The organism is Halpernia frigidisoli (assembly GCF_900113805.1).
Classification (GTDB): domain Bacteria; phylum Bacteroidota; class Bacteroidia; order Flavobacteriales; family Weeksellaceae; genus Halpernia; species Halpernia frigidisoli.
On sequence record NZ_FOQT01000005.1, the window covers coordinates 129,242 to 148,282 of the forward strand.

General features: G+C 31.8%; 15 protein-coding genes. 3 read left to right on the top strand and 12 right to left on the bottom strand.

The genetic code is table 11. The features are described 5' to 3' along the window. Window positions 1-16 precede the first annotated feature (16 nt). From BM238_RS12890 to BM238_RS12940, 10 genes are all read right to left on the bottom strand, one after another. The gene (locus BM238_RS12890; RefSeq protein ID WP_090082044.1) at window positions 17-2,500 is read right to left on the bottom strand and encodes an ATP-dependent Clp protease ATP-binding subunit; all 2,484 of its coding nucleotides are present in this window, start codon (window positions 2,498-2,500) and stop codon (window positions 17-19) included. A gap of 100 nt (window positions 2,501-2,600) precedes the next feature. Continuing rightward, a complete protein-coding gene (locus BM238_RS12895; protein WP_090082048.1) occupies window positions 2,601-3,962 on the bottom strand; it encodes a DUF5458 family protein in 1,362 nt (453 codons plus the stop codon). Between the two features lie 5 nt (window positions 3,963-3,967). Further along, entirely contained in the window at window positions 3,968-4,420 is a 453-nt protein-coding gene (locus BM238_RS12900; protein ID WP_090082052.1) for a type VI secretion system contractile sheath small subunit, read from the bottom strand. A gap of 225 nt (window positions 4,421-4,645) precedes the next feature. Continuing rightward, window positions 4,646-4,816: a response regulator gene (locus tag BM238_RS14695; protein WP_394333980.1), complete on the bottom strand. Its 171-nt coding sequence runs from the start codon at window positions 4,814-4,816 to the stop codon at window positions 4,646-4,648. 542 nt (window positions 4,817-5,358) lie between these two features. Then, window positions 5,359-5,997, bottom strand: a complete 639-nt coding sequence (locus BM238_RS12915) for a hypothetical protein (RefSeq protein WP_090082060.1) — start codon at window positions 5,995-5,997, stop codon at window positions 5,359-5,361. Continuing rightward, window positions 5,994-6,881: a toprim domain-containing protein gene (locus BM238_RS12920; RefSeq protein ID WP_090082063.1), complete on the bottom strand. Its 888-nt coding sequence runs from the start codon at window positions 6,879-6,881 to the stop codon at window positions 5,994-5,996. The genes BM238_RS12915 and BM238_RS12920 overlap by 4 nt, the downstream gene beginning before the upstream one ends. 363 nt (window positions 6,882-7,244) lie before the next feature. Further along, window positions 7,245-8,240: a RepB family plasmid replication initiator protein gene (locus BM238_RS12925; RefSeq protein WP_090082066.1), complete on the bottom strand. Its 996-nt coding sequence runs from the start codon at window positions 8,238-8,240 to the stop codon at window positions 7,245-7,247. A gap of 4 nt (window positions 8,241-8,244) precedes the next feature. Then, a complete protein-coding gene (locus BM238_RS12930; protein ID WP_090082754.1) occupies window positions 8,245-8,532 on the bottom strand; it encodes a MerR family transcriptional regulator in 288 nt (95 codons plus the stop codon). Window positions 8,533-8,675: 143 nt separating this feature from the next. Next, complete coding sequence (locus BM238_RS12935; RefSeq protein WP_143093398.1) at window positions 8,676-9,437, bottom strand: hypothetical protein; 762 nt, start codon at window positions 9,435-9,437, stop codon at window positions 8,676-8,678. Window positions 9,438-9,481: 44 nt separating this feature from the next. After that, a complete protein-coding gene (locus tag BM238_RS12940; protein WP_090082073.1) occupies window positions 9,482-10,885 on the bottom strand; it encodes a tyrosine-type recombinase/integrase in 1,404 nt (467 codons plus the stop codon). Window positions 10,886-12,041: 1,156 nt separating this feature from the next. Here BM238_RS12940 and BM238_RS12950 point away from each other — a divergent pair. The 3 genes from BM238_RS12950 (at window position 12,042) to BM238_RS12960 (ending at window position 16,468) form a co-directional block, all read left to right on the top strand. Next, window positions 12,042-12,797 (top strand): LytR/AlgR family response regulator transcription factor, encoded by a 756-nt coding sequence (locus BM238_RS12950; RefSeq protein WP_090082081.1) that lies wholly within the window; start codon window positions 12,042-12,044, stop codon window positions 12,795-12,797. A 49-nt stretch (window positions 12,798-12,846) separates the two neighbouring features. Continuing rightward, complete coding sequence (locus tag BM238_RS12955) at window positions 12,847-13,257, top strand: response regulator (protein WP_090082084.1); 411 nt, start codon at window positions 12,847-12,849, stop codon at window positions 13,255-13,257. A gap of 88 nt (window positions 13,258-13,345) precedes the next feature. Further along, a complete protein-coding gene (locus BM238_RS12960; RefSeq protein ID WP_090082085.1) occupies window positions 13,346-16,468 on the top strand; it encodes a PAS domain S-box protein in 3,123 nt (1,040 codons plus the stop codon). Window positions 16,469-16,512: 44 nt separating this feature from the next. Here the strand turns inward: BM238_RS12960 and BM238_RS12965 are convergent, their stop codons facing one another. Both BM238_RS12965 and BM238_RS12970 read right to left on the bottom strand, forming a co-directional pair. After that, a complete protein-coding gene (locus BM238_RS12965) occupies window positions 16,513-18,111 on the bottom strand; it encodes a hypothetical protein (RefSeq protein WP_090082089.1) in 1,599 nt (532 codons plus the stop codon). Between the two features lie 6 nt (window positions 18,112-18,117). Next, window positions 18,118-19,038 (bottom strand): hypothetical protein, encoded by a 921-nt coding sequence (locus BM238_RS12970; RefSeq protein WP_090082093.1) that lies wholly within the window; start codon window positions 19,036-19,038, stop codon window positions 18,118-18,120. Window positions 19,039-19,041 lie beyond the last annotated feature (3 nt).

The window sequence follows — 19,041 nt, forward strand, 5'->3', positions numbered from 1 at the left end:
ATTAAAAGTTTTATAATTATTTAACGCTCCAGGTAAGTTCACTTTTATCATCATCCCAATCCACCGCGATATTTTCTCCAGCTTTTACTTCTTCGCGCACTATTCTTTTAGAAATTGGTCTCGCAATCTGCGATCGAATTACACCGGTAATTTGCCTTGCTCCATATTTGCTGCTAAAACCATTTAATGCCAATTCTTTCACCGCCGCGTCGGAGATCTCGAACGTCATTCCTAATCTTTGCAAAGCATTTCGTAAAGGTTTAAGTTGAATTTTAAAAATATTTTCCGCCATTGCTTCGTTAATTGGAGAAAAAGGAATGATTTCCGTGATTCTAGCCAAAAATTCCGGGCGAAAACGACCTGAATCTGTCATTATTTTCATTAAAGATTTTGCTCCCGGGATTTCATTTCTTTCAAAATGTTCCACTATCTGTTCGCTGCCAATATTTGAAGTAAATAAAATCAAAGAATTACTAAAATCACCTTCTTTCCCCAGTTTATCATGAACTTTACCTTCATCCATAATTTGAAGAAACACATCAAAAACTGAACTGTGCGCTTTTTCAATTTCATCAAATAAAACAACGGCGTAAGGCTGCTGACGGATTTTATTTACCAACATTCCACCTTCTTCGTAACCAACATATCCCGGAGGAGCTCCATAAAGCAATGCTGCAGAATGTTCTTCTTTAAATTCAGACATATCAAATCTGATCATTGCGCTTTCATCATTAAATAAAAGTTCCGCCATTGATTTTGCAAGTTCAGTTTTCCCTGTTCCGGTTGGTCCCAATAAGAAAAATGACCCAATTGGTTGTCCGGGTTTGTTTAAACCACTTCTATTCTCAATAATAGCATCCGCTAAAGTTTTTAGTGCGTGATCCTGTCCGACAACTCTCTTCTTGAGCAGATCTTCCATGTTCATCAGTTTATCTTTTTCACCTGACTGAATTTTACCGATTGGAATTCCAGTTTTTGAAGCCATTACAGCAGCAAGTTCGTGCGTTCCGACTTTTACGCGCTTTACGGATGCATGTTTAATTAATTCTTCAAAAGTTTCATCAATTACCTTTTTGATCTGGGAAACATCCATAGAATTATCTAAAACATGTTGTTCTGAAAGCGATCCCCAAAGAATTGGACTCAGTTTATTTTGAAGTAACTGAAAATTCCAGAGTAATTCATCTACTAATAATGGATCATCTTCCGGTGTTTCTTTAATTATTTCTTCATAATTCGCTTTCCATTTTTCAAGTTCACCTACAGAAAGTTCATCCAGCATTTTAATGGAAGCCATTGTGCGGTCTAAAAGATCGATCGCGGAGTCCGGTAATTTTTTACCTTTAGAATATCGTTTTGATAATTTAACACAATCTCCTAAACTGTTTTCATCAACATCAACTTTGTGATGCTCTTTATAACTTTCCAGCACTTTTTTGATCATCTTTACACAGGCGGCTTCATCAGGTTCTTCAACCAATAAAACTTCAAATCTGCGGTCAAAAGCACGTTCCGGCTCGATTATTTTTCTATATTCTTCCTGCGTCGTAGCGCCAATAACGGTAATTTCGCCACGAGCCAATTCCGGTTTTAAAAGATTTGCAACATTTCCCGCGCTTCCCTTACTGTCTAAAAGCGCATGAATCTCGTCAATGAAAAGCACTGCTTTATTTATTTTTTTACATTCATTGATCACTTTTTTTAAACGGTCTTCAATTTCACCTTTATATGAAGTTCCGGCTAAAAGAGAACCAGTATCCAATTCAAGTAAAGTGGCTTCTTTTAATAATTTAGGAACATTTCCTGCAATTATTTCTGAGGCGAAACCTTCCAATAATGCGGTTTTTCCGACACCTGGTTCACCGACGATGATAACGTTTGGTTTAGTTTTTCGGCAAAGAATTTCTACCAATTGACGTAGTTCTTTATCGCGCCCGACTATGGTTTCAACTTTTCCGTCTCTTGCCATTTGCGTCATGTCAACACAATATGCCGAAATTGCGGGAAAAGAAGATTTTTTTTCCTGAAAACCGGCTATCAAATTATTTTCCGTAGAATCTACTTTTTTACTTTCACCCTGAAAATGATTTAAAATTTCATGCTCACGAAGCGGCAAAGATTTTAATTCTTGTGCGGTGTATGCAATATTTGCCTTGGTAATTGCTGCAAGAATGCATAGAGGATTTATTTCGTCTAAACCCAATCTCAAGCGCATATCGTCAGCCTCTTCAAGAATTTTATCTATTTTTTCATCTGGCGTAGGTTCAGATGGTAAACTTCCTGTTTTTGAATATTCTTCAATTCTTACATCTGCCCAATCATAAATGTAGGCTTGATCTTTGCCGATTGATGTTAAAAATTCCCGCAGTCCAATATCTTTATGCATCAAGGCTTGCAATAAATGAGAACCGCCATAAGTGGCGTTGTAATTTTCTCTCGCAATAGATTGCGCGATATGGATGAGTTGTTTTGAAGATTCGTCGGTTATTAGTACACTCATATTATAATTTTTGTAAAATAAATTAACAAACAAAAAAAATTAAAAAAAATGGGACAATGTCTGTTGAGATTGTCCCAGTATCTAAAATTACATGATTACATTATTCCTGTTGGTATTCTGATTCCCACTCATTACCGTCATCACCTTTGTGACCATCCAGTTTTATAACAAAACTTTTTGTAGGAAAATACGGCGTCATTCGGATATCTAACCAAACGCGGTCTTTATTTACTTTATCCTGCTCAAAACGAACAATTTTAAATTTTTCAATTAGTTTATCTGCGCCTTTTATTCCATCGAGGAAAGTAACGATCTGTTTTCTCAGATCATCTTCATTTTTAGGAGTCCAGTTTTCAAAAGCTCTTCTGTTTAAGAAATCCAGTAAAACTTTAGTGACATAATCAAACACACGAACAACAGAGTACGTCTGCAAACCAATATTGTCGCCAGTGAATAAAGTTTTAGCAGAAAACGCCATAATTTTACCGTATTCATTGACCATTGGAACCAAGCCCATTTTCTCTAATTGCGAAATTTCACTTTTTTTGAGGTCAAACTTTACGGCATCAACTTCATTTATGTTACCGTGTTTTTTACCTGCCGCAACCTGAGACATTAATGTTCTGTGGATTTTTCCTGCTAATGAAGTTGAAGGTGGAAGATCGACATTTTCTTCTTCGCCCACTTCTTCCGCTCTGCCTCTACCGACAAGCCAATTAGTTGTCATGATTACATTACTACGGTGAAGTTCACCACCGGTAAGATTTGCAGAATGAAAAAGATCTACAACGTCATCCGGTTTATCAAGATTTGCAAAATCTGTCACCATCATCACCTTATTTTCATTACAGATCTTCGCCCATTTTTCAACGACTTTATTTGATCCTAAATAGCCGGGCAAAGCCAAAATAGAGTAACTGTCGCGAAGATCAAGACGGTCATAATTTTGCTTAAATTCGTCGCCAATCGCTTCAATAAAAAGCGGATTGTCAAGATCTGTAAGTTGATCCATAGACGCATTAACAATACTTACGTTATCAACCTTGTCGAGCTCAGTATTTTTATAGAACTGCGCAACTGTTCTATAGTTTGTTTCCATCTCACGAACGCTGTCTAAAGTATTTTTAAGATTTGTTTTTAAATTATTTTCTGCAGAAAGCGCTTTATCTTTACAGGATTCTGCCATATCCTCCGCAGATTTGCCACTGTCTAAAAGCGAAATCCAGAGATTTAGTTTTTGAAGCAAATCTTTACGTTCGTTTTCCTTATTATTATCATTCAAGAAAATTTCTTTTCTTGCTTTCCTGGATGGGTTCATGTTTGCGACACCATCTACAACGGTTTCTATAAAGTTAAAACCGCCAACTTTATTTAGTTCTTCTAAAGAACTTTCCTTACTTCGAGAATCACCCTGTTGCTGGCTTTGATTTTTCTGAACTTCCTGTTGGTTATTTTTTTCCATGATTCTTAATTATCGTTTTTCAGTTCTGTGGCTACGTCCTTTAAAACATCAACAAGTGCATTTCTTGTAGATTCATCCTGCAAAATTTTACGTAAAATTTTGTTGTTTTTTAATTGTCGCAAGATCTTGTTATACTGCTCTTGTTCTAAACTTAATTGTTTAAGATATTCTGAATTTTGAGTTAAACTTTTTGGGGTAAAATCGCCCACAGTATTAAATCTAAATTCTTCATCAACATAAGTACCTTCTTCAGTCTCGTGTTGAACAGCCACAGAGGGCTTGAAATGTCTAAAAACATCTTCAACAGTTTTTAAACCTTTCACAATTTCCGGTGCAAATGGTTCTTCCTCTGTAAGCTTACTTACAATTAACGACCTATTTTCCTGAATATGCGTTATCGCTTCGTTAGCATCAACTTTTACTTCGTTGCCACCAACACCATAATCAAACATTGCCATATTGTATAATTTTTAATGTTACTACTTAAAGTTTAAAGATAAAATATTTTTTTTGATTTGAACAGAATTTTATTTTAAAATATAACTTAGTAATGCAAAAAATAACATGTTGTTAACTTTCAAAATTTAATAGTCGCGACGTTTAAATTAATTATCTAAAAACGTTGAAAACAATTCCAACTGAAAACAATTGAAATTGAATATGAGACCTTACAAAAAAGTCAATTAACAACTAAAAGAGAACTTATAATCTGCTCCAAGTTGCACACCATTGATTTTATCATCTAACGAGTTTTTGGCTGATATAATAATGACGCCGTCTGATTTATTTTGTTCCTTTAAAAATTTAAGTAAATTTAGACCGTTTCCATTCGGCAAAGTGATATACAGTAAAATATAGTCTTAATTAAAAGATTCCATTTTTTCCTGCGCGTAGATAAAATCTTCCGCCAAATCACAACTGTATCGTTGATCTTTAAATGAGACAAAATACTTTTGCTCAACTAAATTTCATCTTCAATTAATAAAATTTTCATTTAAATTTTTGTGAAAAGTAGACTTTAATTCTGAATGAAAACTAAATTATGATTAATCCTGTATTGCATAACTAAAATTAATCTTCGCTAAAATAAATTTTATTTTTGAAAGTTGCTCAATTCTTTTGACTTTCAACGCATATTTTTTTGTTTTTTCAGCAATAATTTGTTTTCAAAAAAAAGCGAAAATGGTGTTCAGTTTTACTTTAAAACAATGCGCTTTCAAAATAAAAAACGACTTCCGAAGTTTTTTAACCCTTTTCGCAGAAAAGGCAAGACAGTCCTTTGGTAGTATAAAATGTAAATTTTGTATGCACAAAGACACATCTTGCTAATACATATTTCACAAGTCTGAAATTTAATTTAGACTACCATATTTTAGTCTGGTTAGTATAAAAGATTTTAGTCTAGTTTAGGTCTTTTAATATTTGGGATTTTGTAATGAGTTTGGTTTTCTTTAGGTAGCGAAATCTCCAACATCATCAGATTTTTTTCAAGAACAGACCGCCAATTCAAGATAGGTTTTCCTAAAGGGTTTTTCCAGTCAGAATTATCCCATTGATGAAATTTCTGAATCAATAGTTCGTCTAATTTTACAGAATAATCCTTTAAGGTTTTGGCAAAATCCAAAAAATGATTTAGAGTTGGATATTTGGAAACGGAATTATTTGATACAATTTTTGGTTCTGTAATCGGCTTTAAATCTTCAATCCAAATTTGTTTGATTCCATTTATTTTTGGTAATTCTTTTAACCGATAATTTTCATTCAAAGTAAAACGATTCGGAAAACCGCGATTTCTTTCACAATTTAATATTCCTGAAAGTTTTAATTTGTTTTTCGCCGTAATTATCGTTTGTCTGGAAAGTCCAAGTTCTCTGGCCATTTCATAATCCGACAATACAATTTCTTTTTGAACATCATCGCATTTGTACAGAATGAATGTAAAGACGGTGATTGTATTTGCACCAATTTTGTTTTTTGAATTTAATTCAAAAATCTTTTTAAATAAATCTGCTTTATAAATATTGGAATCTTTCATCTTTTAAATGCAGATTTATGGTGAATTTTAACTTCTTTGGAAGGACTTTCATAAATCAGCCAATCATTCAAATCCTTAAAATCTGAATACAAGTGCCGACAATCTTCTGCATTTTCGTTTACATTTTTTAACATTTCAATCGCGTGATTTCCTGCCTCGTCATTATCAAAATAAAGTTCAATATTTTGATAATTGTCCAAATCATTTTTAATTCTTTCTATCATCAAAACTGAATTCAAAATGATGTAATCTGAAGGTTGTTTCTCCAGATAATTTTCCACATTTTTAAAGGAAAGAAAGTCAAAGAATCCTTCAAAAATTCTTACTGAATTTGAATCGATTTTCATTGTAGTCACATCTTTTTTATCTAAACAAATTTTAGAATAAGCGTTCCGGATTTCATAACCACCGGAATTGTTTTTAAAACCAATTCCGAAATTGTTTTTATCATTAATTTGATAGTGGATCTCTTTCAAAAATTCGGTTTTATTTTCTACTTTTCGGCTTTTTAAATATTCTAAAAGTGCAGGATGCTGAATTTCTTTTATTACCGTTATTTCATAAGATTTAGAAAAATTTTCTAATTTCTGTTTAGTAAGAATTTCTTGATTTTTAAAAGTAAAACTAAATTGCTCCAGGTATTTCAACGCTTCACTTACCGAACATTTTTCAATCGTTTGAACTATCGAAACAGCATCATAATTTTTTCCTGTCCCAAAATCAAATGCTTTATTATTTACAAAGTCCACTAAAAGACTTGGTGTTTTTTCATGTCGGTCTAAAGCAAAGTAAAAAGCAGCCTTCGGATTTTCTTTGCTCGGAGAAACAAAAAAACTATCTAAAACTATTCTAATCGGTATTTTGTTGGCTTGAGCGCAATTCATATTTTTTTTTTAAAAGCAAAAACTTTTTTCGGAGATAAAACCCAAAAATAATTAAAAATGGTTAAAACTTAAAAGTTTATTAATCTGGCATTTACACAATGTCTTTTTTAAATAAGTTATCCGCATTTATTATTTTTATTAGTAAGATTATAATGATTAATAACATTAGTATAATTAAGAGGAACTTTTTGAATCTTCTCAAACCATTATCAGCACTCAATTTTAATGATATCAATTAGTAAAAAGACGGAGATAAAGTCCATTTTCACGGAGATAAAGTCCATTATTATGGAGATAAAGTAATATATTTCGGAAATAGAATCCTCTAATTCGGAATTAAAGTCGCGGTTTTCGGAGATAAAGTCACGGTAATTTTTCAAGTAAAATAAAAACTGCTTTTATGTAATTATCGCCATCTAAACTGGGATCAATCCTGTTTTTTAATCTGGAAGAAAGTTCTTTGTAACCTTTTACTTCAAAAAGTTTTCTCAATACTCTAATATCTGTTTCGCTTAAGTTTCTTTTTCTTTTCAAATATTTAATTGAACGATCCATCTGCAGGTCATTTAGTGAAATGAACTTCTCGCTTATACCAACTGACTTCGCAGTATCGTAAATTGAAAATGTATATTTTCCCTCATGATAAGCATAATTAAAACTCAAATCATTAAACGAATCCAGATCTGCCTTTATACTCTGTAAAAAATCTCTTTCAAACCTTGACCGTCCTTCGTATTTATCTTTTGAAATTGCGAATTGTTTTAAAATCTGCGTGTATTCCATTGATAAACCACCAAATTTTTTAAATTTTAATATCCACATCAAAAATCGTAAAGTATTGGACGACGAAACCTGATAAGGCAAGTCTTTTTTAAGTGGAAAATAATGGCTCATATTAAGCAAATGTTTAAGCACGGCGTTATCCATCTTAAAATATAAATTACGCTTGTTCCATCTGGGTTTAATAATGAAAGGAACTGCCTGATAACCATTTATGGAACTGTCCTTCAACTGAAGCCAATTAATATTAGTCATATTTATCAACGCTGATTTAATGGTCAGGTTTTTCATTATCCTATTTGGATTTAAAACTTTTAGCGGAATCTCAAAATCTACTGTTCCCTGGTTTGCCCATCCTTCAAAATAATCATCGAAAGTAAGTTGAATGTGGTCAGCAGAATTTACTGGAGATTTAACAGATATAAAAAGCGACTGTTCTTCTTTGATAGAAGAAAGAATTATCGTAATAGTGCGCTGTTCTATGATGGAGGTATCCTGCGAAATCAAAACCTCTCTAAAATCATTTGAAACGAGAACTTTTTTTCTTGGTCTTGGAGAAAAAGACTTTCTTTCGTCCATGATGCTACTTTTTTCCTGATTTTATTAATTCAATATCGCTGGTTTTATATCTTTTCCGACCTCCAAATGGATATGATTCTATGTAACCTGTTCTTTCCCAGTTCCACAAAGTTGATGAGTCAATCTGCAGAAGAGAAAGTGCGTTTTTCCGGCTTACAAATTCTTCCTGTTCATTTGTCTTAATTTCAGTGACTCTACTTCCTGCAACTTCTTTAAATAAGTCCTGCAAATCTTTAAGATTAACAGTGATACTCACGTTTGCACCTGAACTCAATAATTCTTGATAGTTCATAATTGTTTTTGTTTGTGTTGTACAATACATTAAATTTTGATTCGATTGAATCTGGTGCAAATGAAAAGAGAGATTTCATAGAGAACAAAAGTTATTTGTCTCTCCGTGAAATCTCTCTAAAGTCTCTGATGTAATGGTTCTTTTTACATATTTTCCATATATTTCGGGATATCTTCAATAATTTTTATTGTTCCTTTTTCATTATCAACCTTTAATTTTTTTGTGATCGAACTGAATTCTAAATCTTTCAAATCTGAAAATACCAATTTTAGCCACGGAGCGACCTCTTGTTTTGATTTTTTAAAATGATTTACCATGTTCCATCCAAAATGAAAAAGATCCATTTTTGTCAAGTCATGCGTTTTAACTAAAATTGGAATACTAATATTATCTCCATTGGAATAAATTAATATAGATTCTGCCAGTTTCTTCAAATCGTGATCATCGACGTGAGGAGAAAAAATTATGCGTGTGTAATTTTGAAATTTTTCTAAATTCTCATTAAATAAATTTATTCTCTCTTTCTCCCAATTCTTTCTCCTGGCTTCAATATCATTTGAATTTAAAATTTCTTGACTATTTGCAATATCTAAAATTGGATTTAAAGTATCTCTGTGATTCATATACAATTCTGCTTCATTTTCATCAATTTCAGAACTATGAACATTTTTCTTCGATTTAAACATGTTTTCAAAAAAGATAAAGACCTGCTTGAAAAATTCATCGTATAAAAGATAGAATATAAAATAGGCCGCAAGTGCTAAGATAAAAAATAGATTTGCGGTTCCGGTATCGGAATTATTTGTCAATAATGCAAAACGGATTATTATAGCGATTGTAAGACCTATCAGAAAGACAGATATTTTCGGAAGTATTAAGTCAGAATGTTTAGAATTGGATTTCATTTAGAAAAAATTTGCGATAATAGATTAAAAAGGAACGTAAATTATTAATCTAGGAAATCAATCAGTTCCTTTTTCATTTCATCATCAATAGTCCGGTAACGTGCGAACGCTTTACTACCTTCCTTGTGACCGCTCAATGAAGCAACTAGATTTGGGTCTTTTACCTTTTTGTAGATATTCCCGATAAAACTACGTCTTGCCATGTGAGAAGATGCCAATTCATTCAAAGGTCTTTGGACTTCTTCTCTGGTTTGTTGATCCAGAACGGTAACCATTCGGGTTAGTCCAACACGTTCAAATGCCTTCTTGATTTTTAAATTATAATCCTGTTCTGTATTATATGGAAATAATGTTTTTCTATCTTCATTTCTATACTTTTCAAGTAAATTTTTAGCAGTTTTGTTTAATGGAACTCGAACTGTAATAGCCCTATCTTCTCTAGTTTTTCGCGGTATATATTCAATGCATTCTTCTTTGATACTATTATAAGTAAATTTTAAAAGGTCGCTTACCCTACAACCCACCAAACATTGAAAAACAAAAATGTCACGTTGAGTTTCCAACTCAATATCGTCTGAAAAATCTGCATTTAGTAGACAATTTCTTTCTTCGTTATTAATATAAATTGGTGTTCCGTAAACTATCTCACCAATAGAGAATTTTTTGAATGCATCTTGCGTCGTGTAGTCATTATTATTAGCCCATTTTATAAAACTGCGAAATCGTTGTAAAATATCAGCAACAGAATTTTTCCCTCTCTCTCTGGGAGTTCCTTTGGGAATTTCGATACCATTTTTATCTAAATTTGGTGGGCGTTTTCGAGGAACAGTCTTAACTGCTACTTTGCAAGAATAGGGAACGGCATCATAAATCTCCGGGTATTTCAAAAATACCTGTTTCTCATTACCTAAGAAGTCTTCAATTTCGTGCAATACTTCCAACGTTAAATTTGAAAATGAAAGTCTATATTTCTTATTGATTTCCTTACTTCTAAAAAGTTCAAATCTTTTTAAACTTCTAATAATAACTCTAAAATTTTTCTTTCTCGAATTCGAAAGTTTGTGAACAGTCAGATATTTTTCCATAAAATCAAAAAATGATTCCTCTTTTGGTTCAATGGTTTTAGCGGAAGGTCTGTGAAATTTTTTTATTTGACTTTCAAGAGAAGTTTTATTAATTGAAGTTTTATCTACAGAAGTATTTATTATTTTTTCAAGATGGTCGGTCAAAGATTTTAATGTTGAACGTTTTTCAAGTAACATTTCACGTTCGTTTCCATTAATTAAGGGAACGTTAATTTCGTTTTTCTTACCCCAACGTTTTCTGTCTATCCAGATTCCAGAATTTACACGCACACGAATATCTCGTGAAACATATAATCTCATACTTATTTCTGAATCACCTGCACGATTTGTAGATTTTCCCAAATAGAAATTTGTCTGTGCCATATTACAAAATTTAATATCACAAACATATAAAACAAATTTGAAAAAACCATTATTCTGTGTCCGCAATTTGTCCGCAAATTCTAAAAACTATCAAAAAAGATTAAAAACAATTCCAATTGAAAACGATTGAAATTGACTATAAAACCCTAATAAATAGTCAATTACCTATTAAAAACGAATTAGTATGATTGTATTAGTTTTGGCACCATAGAACCGGCACCGGGTACCAAAAACCTCTGTAATCCTAGATTTACAGAGGTTTTTTTATTTTTAAAAGTGGCTAAAAGGATGGCTTTTTTACTTCCCGCAATTCCTGTTCAAATGTTTAAGTCATAAAAAGTATAAAAATTTATATTATAGGACTACAAATTTGGCATTTCTTCATTCAATTGGATAAAACCTTGTTGTGACTTCTAACAAAAATAATTGCTTTTTTAGTTCTTTAAAAAAATTAGTGAAGTTTAATTATATTTTAGCGAATTTCATGAAATGCTGTCTGGATTTATAAACTAAATTACCGGCTACCCTTATTCGCTTTTTAACACTTATTATGCTGAGACCAACACTTATTTTAAAAAGAAAGACATTTAATAACTGTGTGCCATAATTTGATTTTTGAGGGTCACAAAGACTTACATTTGTAAACATAAAGGAAGTATTTAATCCTTTAATAACAAGATTTTTTTTCATCATTTGTGTTGATTGCTTCCGTTCGACCGGACGGAAGTAATTTTTCAACAAATTTTGAGATTATTTAAATAGAAATTAACCCCTTAAACAATAAATTTTTTTTCATCATTTGTGTTGATCTCCTTTACTAGATTGTTGTAAAGGAGATTTTTTATTTTAATTTATCAGTTAAATTTTAAACTACAAAATAGATTTATCAAAAAATGATTACCGTAAAATGAATACAGATGCACATCAATTTATAATAATTAGTGATTTTTGAAACTTAAGATCTAAATTTTAAAAATAATCGAAAGCAATTTTACCAGTAACTAAATAAAATTAAACAGACTATCTACACGCTTAAAGGGGAACTAAAATTTATAAATCTTAAACACACCCAAAAAAATCATTGATTCAAAATATCATTATTAATTAAAATGTTATTAATTTTTTTTTAAATTTGTGTCTGACTGATATATCTCTAATGAAACAACTCACTGCGGTAATTGTCGATAATGATTATGAAACTACAGAAATATTAAATTCTTTTGTGGAGGAAAATCATATTATGTTGAAAATTGTCGGTTATGAGTCGTCGGTTGAGAAAAGTTTGGATTTAATCAAATTACATAAACCAGATGTCATATTCATTGATATTTCCTCCAAAAATGAAAATTTTTCAGATTACATCAACGATTTAGATTTCAATCTTCCAAAATTTATCTTTATATCATCAGACGAACGTTATGCTTTAAAAGCCTTCAAGTTAAATGCGATTGATTTTTTAATTAAACCTCTTAATATTAATGACATCATCCTTTCACTTTATAAAGTGATCAAACGGATTGAAATGGAATTATGTTTTCAGGAACAGAGAGTAAATGAGGTCAATGGTTTGAGCACCATGCATCAAAACAATGAATACATCGCTATTTCTTCAATGGATAAAATCGAACTTATCAAGATGGATGATATTATTTTTTGTAAGGCGGACGGCAAATACACTGATTTTTTTCTGGTCAATGATAAAAAAATCTTATCCAGCAGAAATCTTGGCGAATATGTATCTATGATGGATCCAAATTATTTTTTCAGAATTCATCATTCCTATGTCGTTAATATCAAACATATTACAAAAATATCGAAGAAGGATGGTTATAGTTGTGAACTTATAAATGGAATATCGCTTCCAATTGCTAAACGAAGGCAAGAAGAATTCATTAAATTTATCAAACTATAATTATCATTGCAGTAAAAACTAATAAAATCTACTTTAAAATACAAATATTATGGAAAATCTAATGCAGCCTGCATTTAATAAAGTAATGATCATTGATGACAATGCGTTAGATCTTTATATTGCTGCTAAATTAATTACCAATAACAACTTTTCAAAATGTGTTTTAGAATATAACAGTGCTTCAGCCGCACTAGAATTTTTGGCAGAAAACCAAGAAAAACGCGATCTATTGCCACAGATTATCTTTGTTGATATTTACATGCCGCTTATGGATGGTTTTGAATTTTTAGAAAATTATAAATTGTTATCGCCAAGCTTAACTGATCATTGTAAAATCATTATGGTCTCATCTACGATTGATGATCGCGATATTTTTATGGCAAAAAACGATCATTCTATAAGTTTATTTGCGGTTAAACCTATTACCAGAAGTGTTTTTGATAACATTTTATCTTTATAAATGTTCTTTCTCTATTTTGGGGGATGCCTTCTAAAAATTAAGATCTGAAGATCATTTTTTTGACTTCAATAACTTCACAAATAAAATAATGGCCTCAAAATTAATTAAAATACTACTGGTTGAAGCTTTTTCAGATCATATTGAAATGATTCGTCAGATCCTGGAAAAAGAATACAGTAATTATAGTCTTGAGGTTACGGACACTAAAGAGGGTTTAAAGCAATATATTCAGAAACAAGATCCAGATATCATATTATCCAACAACAATTTTCCGGACTTTGAAGGAAAATCAATATTTAATTTGGCCAAAGAATTGGCTCCTCAAACACCTTTTATTTTTATATCTAATGCCGCGAAAGAAGAATCATTAATCTATTTCTTCAGGAATGGTTTGGCTGATTTTATTCTAAAAGACCAAATAGAAGAACTTCCTTCTAGTATAAAAATAGCTTTAGAAAAATTTGAATCTAAAAATTGTTCTCAAAATACTGAGGATAATCTCAAAAATCGCATTGCAGCATTAGAAAAAAAAGAGTATTTATATAGAACATTGGTAGAAAATACCGAAGCAATTTACACTGTTCTTGATGAAAATTTAAATCCCATATATAGAAATCCAGTAATAGAAAAAATTACAGGATATACGCCTACAGAAATACATGGGTATGACATTTTTGAAATAATTCATCCTCAAGACAGGGACTTAGTTTACGAATATTTAGATGAACTAAAAAGCAAGCATGGACAAATTATTCCAACTTCTTTTAGATTGAAATTAAAAAATGGGAAGTATTGCTGGTTTGAAGGAACTGGTAATAACCAGTTGAGCAATCCCAAGTTGAAAGGCATTATTTTAAAATTTAGTGATGTCAGCGACCGCAAGAAAATAGAAACTGAGTTGGCAGAAAAAGAAGCCAAATACCGCGCGATTTTCGAAAACAGTCTTGACGGAATAATACTTTCTCACGTAGATGGCAATATTATTAGAGTTAACCCTGCTGCGTGTAAGATGTTTAAAATGACCGAAGAAGAAATTATTGGTAAAGGCAGAGATGGAATTATTGACAAAACAGATCAAGGAATTGAAACTTTATTAAAGGAGCGGAGGGAAACAGGAAGTGCAAAAGGAGTGGTTAATTTTATTCGGAAAGATGGTAGTTCATTTTCAGCTTTTGCTTCATCTTCCAAATTTGTTGACTCCGTAGGAAGAGAAAGAGTATCGGTATCAATTCATGACCTTTCTGAGCGTTTAAAATATCAAGAAAAAATAGATACCACAGACCATTTATTAAAAAAAACGGTCAATCGGCTTAACAAAACTTTAGATGCTTCAATGGATGTCATCTGTACCATTGATGGCGAAGGGAAATTTATTGATGTAAATGCCGCTTCGCTGAAAATTTGGGGATATACACCAAAGGAATTAAAGGGCACTCCATTTTTAGATCTAGTTTTTAAAGAAGACCAAGAAAAAACAATAAGAGAGTACTCCAATATAAAACATGGTTCAGAAACCAATTTCTTTGAAAATAGATACGTCCATAAAAACGGTTCTATTGTCAATAACCTTTGGTCAGCCAGATGGGATAAGGAACTTCAATTAGCTTTATGCATTGCGAAAAATATAACTGACAGAAAAAAATTAGAGAAAACCATTCAACAGGAAAAGAAACGTTTTCATGATCTCTACGAGAAAGCGCCTTTTGGAATGGGCATTTTAAAAGGGCCAGATCATATCTATGAATTGGCCAATCCTCCTTATCTAAAAATAATCTCTAAAACTGATAAAAGTGAAGTTATTGGAAAAACAGTAAAAGAAGTGTTGCCGGAACTGGAAGCTCAGGGAATATACGAGCTCTTAGACCATGTTTATCAAACCGGTGAAACCTTTTCAGCAAGCGAAATGCTTTTTCAATTTGATTTTAAGGGAAATGGAATATTAGATGATGTTTATCTGGATTTCATATATCAAGCACATAGGGATCCTGAGGGAAACATAGATGGTATCTTCTTCTTTGGACACGATGTTACAGAGCAGGTTGCGTCACGAAAAAAAATAGAACGCTATAACAGTGAGCTTAGTAGCCAAATTAAGATAACTCAAAATAGACAAGAGGAATTACTGATTGTAAATAAAGAATTATCAGATTATAAATTTGCAATTGATGAATCCTGTCTTGTAGCCATCACGGACCAAAAGGGAATAATCACCCATACCAATGATAACTTTTGTATTATTTCAAAATACACAAAGGAGGAATTAATTGGCCAAGATCATCAAAAGTTTAACTCTGGTTATCACTCAGAAGAATTTTTGCAAAGTATCTGGAAAGCCGTCGCCAGTGGCAATACCTGGAAAGGAGAGCTGAAAAATAAAGCCAAAGACGGTACTGAATATTGGGTAGACACGACTATTACTCCATTTTTAGATATAAAAGGAAAGCCCTATCAACATGTTACCACTCAATTCGATATTACGGAACGAAAAAAAGCAGAAATTGATCTCGATTTACAGAACAAGAAATTGGTGAAAACCAATACCGAATTAGATCGCTTTGTTTACAGTGTATCCCATGATTTGCGGTCTCCGCTAACCTCAATACTGGGAATAATTAATTTTATAGAAGATGAAAGTAGTGAACCTGAAACACTCAAACATATTGCAATGATTAGAGAAAGTGTTGACCGTTTGGATAATTTCATCAAAAACATACTAAATTACTCCAGAAACAATCGTCTTCCACTAGAAGTGCAAAAAATAGATTTACAAAAAAACATTAATGAAATTGTCAGATCTTACCGAGGTAATCCAGATGCAAAGAATATAGAATTTATAATTGATATAGATCAGCGGCAAGAATTTTATACAGATCAAATAAGATTAAACACCATTATTGAAAATTTAATATCCAATTCCATAAAATACCACAAAGAAAAAGGAACTAACAATTTTGTTAAAATCAGTAGCTCTTCTGATTCCGAATTACTTAAACTGACTGTCACAGATAACGGCGTTGGGATTGATCCAAAATACCATACTAAAATCTTTGACATGTTCTACCGACTCAACAGTAAAAAAATAGGTTCTGGTATTGGATTATACATTGTCAAAGACACTATCGAAATTTTACATGGTACAATCACAATTGATTCTGAATTAAATAAAGGAACATCGTTCGTTATTACGCTTAAAAATTTAAAGCCAGGCTAAGATTAACACGGGTTTTTTTATGCCTGATTTATAAGTTAAATCGTTTATTTTGCCGTTTCACTTTCCGCCATTCTCGCCGGAATAATCTTCAGAGAATCGGTTGGTGAAAATAACGTGTCATTTCCCTTCACATAAAAAGATTTCATATTTTTCTTAAAAAGCAGATCTTTGTAATCTTTCTTTTGAAACTGATAATATTTTTTCACAACATCCGGGTTTTGACTAAAAATAATGTCTGCAATTTCATCAATTTTTAAACTTTCTTTAAATTTTTTCGCCAGATCTTTGTATTCAACTTTTGACAGACTATCGTCTGGAATCGGATTTAATTTTGAAGAAAGATCATTTTTAGCATTAATTTCCGAGTAAATTGAATCATAAATATTTACTTTTTTACTTGCTAAATCTGCTTTCTTATTGTTAATTCCTAAAAAATAAATTAATCCGCCGATCCATAAAAGCAATGACGAAAATGCAATTATTTTGTAAATATTATATTTACTTTTAGTCTTTTTTTCACCGCTGGATTTAGGATAATTATTACCTTCAGTCCATTTTGGCAGCGATTCTATCGTATTTTTTAAATCAGTTTTTACCTTTAGATCAGAAAAAGCGATCATTTTAAAACTGGAAACTTCTTTTCCATTTTTTAGATTTTCAATAAATTGCTTTTTATTTTCTTCATAAAATTGTCGGACATTTTCAATTTTATGATTCGCTTTTAACAGAGAAATTGATTCATTAATTACAGCAGAAAACTTTGCGTAATTTTCACCGATTTCAGAAACTGCAGTTTTTGATGCATTTATTTTATTTAAATTTTCTTCCTGCGATCTTTGATTATTTAAAAGTTGTTCCTGTAATTCAGCGAGTTGCTTTTTTTTATCACTTTCTAAATTTTGTCGTTCTTTCTCAAATTCTAAGATCTGATTTTCAACTAATTTTTTTTTTTCTAATTTAAATTGCTGTAATTCATCTTCAAAATCCCGCTGATTTCCGACATTTTGAATCAACTTATAAATCCCTTTTTCATTCACGAATTTTGCAATTTCTTCGCTGTCCGTGAAATAAATGGTGTCATAATTATTGAGAAGTTTCAGAGATTCTTTAAGGTAAGTATTTAATTTATTTGGCGAAGTTTCGCAAAAAACAACTAAAAATTTATTGTTAAAATTAAAATTCGTCAGATCATCAAAATCCTTTAGATCAAAAATTAATTTATCAAAATCCTGAGGAATTACCGCTGAAAAATTATCAGAATGATCAACTAGAATAACATCGTTTTCCGTGTTTTTTGAAGTTAAAATTTGGTGAAATTCATTTAATTTTGAAAGCGTCAGATTTTCCGCGGGGATTTCATTGGCAAACAACAAACTTGAGCCAATAAAAGTGCCGCCACGATCAGAATTCTGTTCTTTAGCAAAAGTATAAACGGAATAAGCAACTGTTTTTGAACCGTTTAAAGTTTCCTTTCTTATGGAATATAATTTATTTCCGGGGAAAAGTTTGATCGCATTTGTATTGAGATCAAAGGTTTTAATTGATTTAAAAACAGTTTGATCTTTCGCAATAAACGGACTTTGCCTGAAACCATTCGGATTTCCAAACGTGCCAAAAGCGATTAAATAAATATTGTCGTTCATAAAATATTAAAAACCAAATTTTATTTTTTCCCAAAAAGTGCCTTCATAATCCAGCGGAACGCCCGTGATACTTTCGTAAAGCCAGTTAGAAAGCACTTCTGACGGCGCTAAATTCAATAATCTAATCCTTTCACCTTCGCCTGCATTTTCTAAACTTCCGATGGTAAAATAGGTTTTATTGAGTTCGTAAGAATTAATTCTGTTATTGGTTCGCGGCAATCTTTCGGTGATAAAATTTTCCAGTTGCTCTTCACTTTCCACATCAGAACGGCCACTTTTATCCCATTTAGAAACTACTAAAATCACATTAATTGATTTTAAATTCTTTCCTTTTCTTTCAAGTTCATCCAGAAATTCATTAATCAAAGTATCTTCCTGATGCGCTTTGTCATAACTCGTCACAATAATAAAAGTAAGCGGAATATTTGCATTTAAATACGCATCAATACTGCTGTGATAAGTGCCGCCGCGACCAATATCTTTGTGGTTTTCCCCGGAAGTTTCCAGAAAAGTAAGATTGATGGAAGGTACTTTTTTCGATCTGTTATTCGGTTCAAAGATCAAATCTAAACGCGTCACCTGATCGCGCGTCGTTCTGTTTGGCAAAACGCCCTGGCGAATATTCTCAAAAAAATCTGACAATAAACCCTGTGCTTCTTTAGAATTTGGCGTTCCTAATTTTGGCCTTAAAACACCCGCCTGAGAACTTAAATAATACAAGATCGCCGACAAAATCACGGATTTCCCGGATTCACCTACACCAAAAAAGAAGACGAAATTGCTGTCTTTATTTTTAATATCATTGGTTGTCGCGTTTGCCAAAGGCACAAAATTGTCCGCCGAACTGTTATTTGTATCGAATGAAAGCGGTTTTATAGTTTCCTGATTTTCAAAACGCGAGTAGTCATTATTATCGTTTTCGTCCATTTT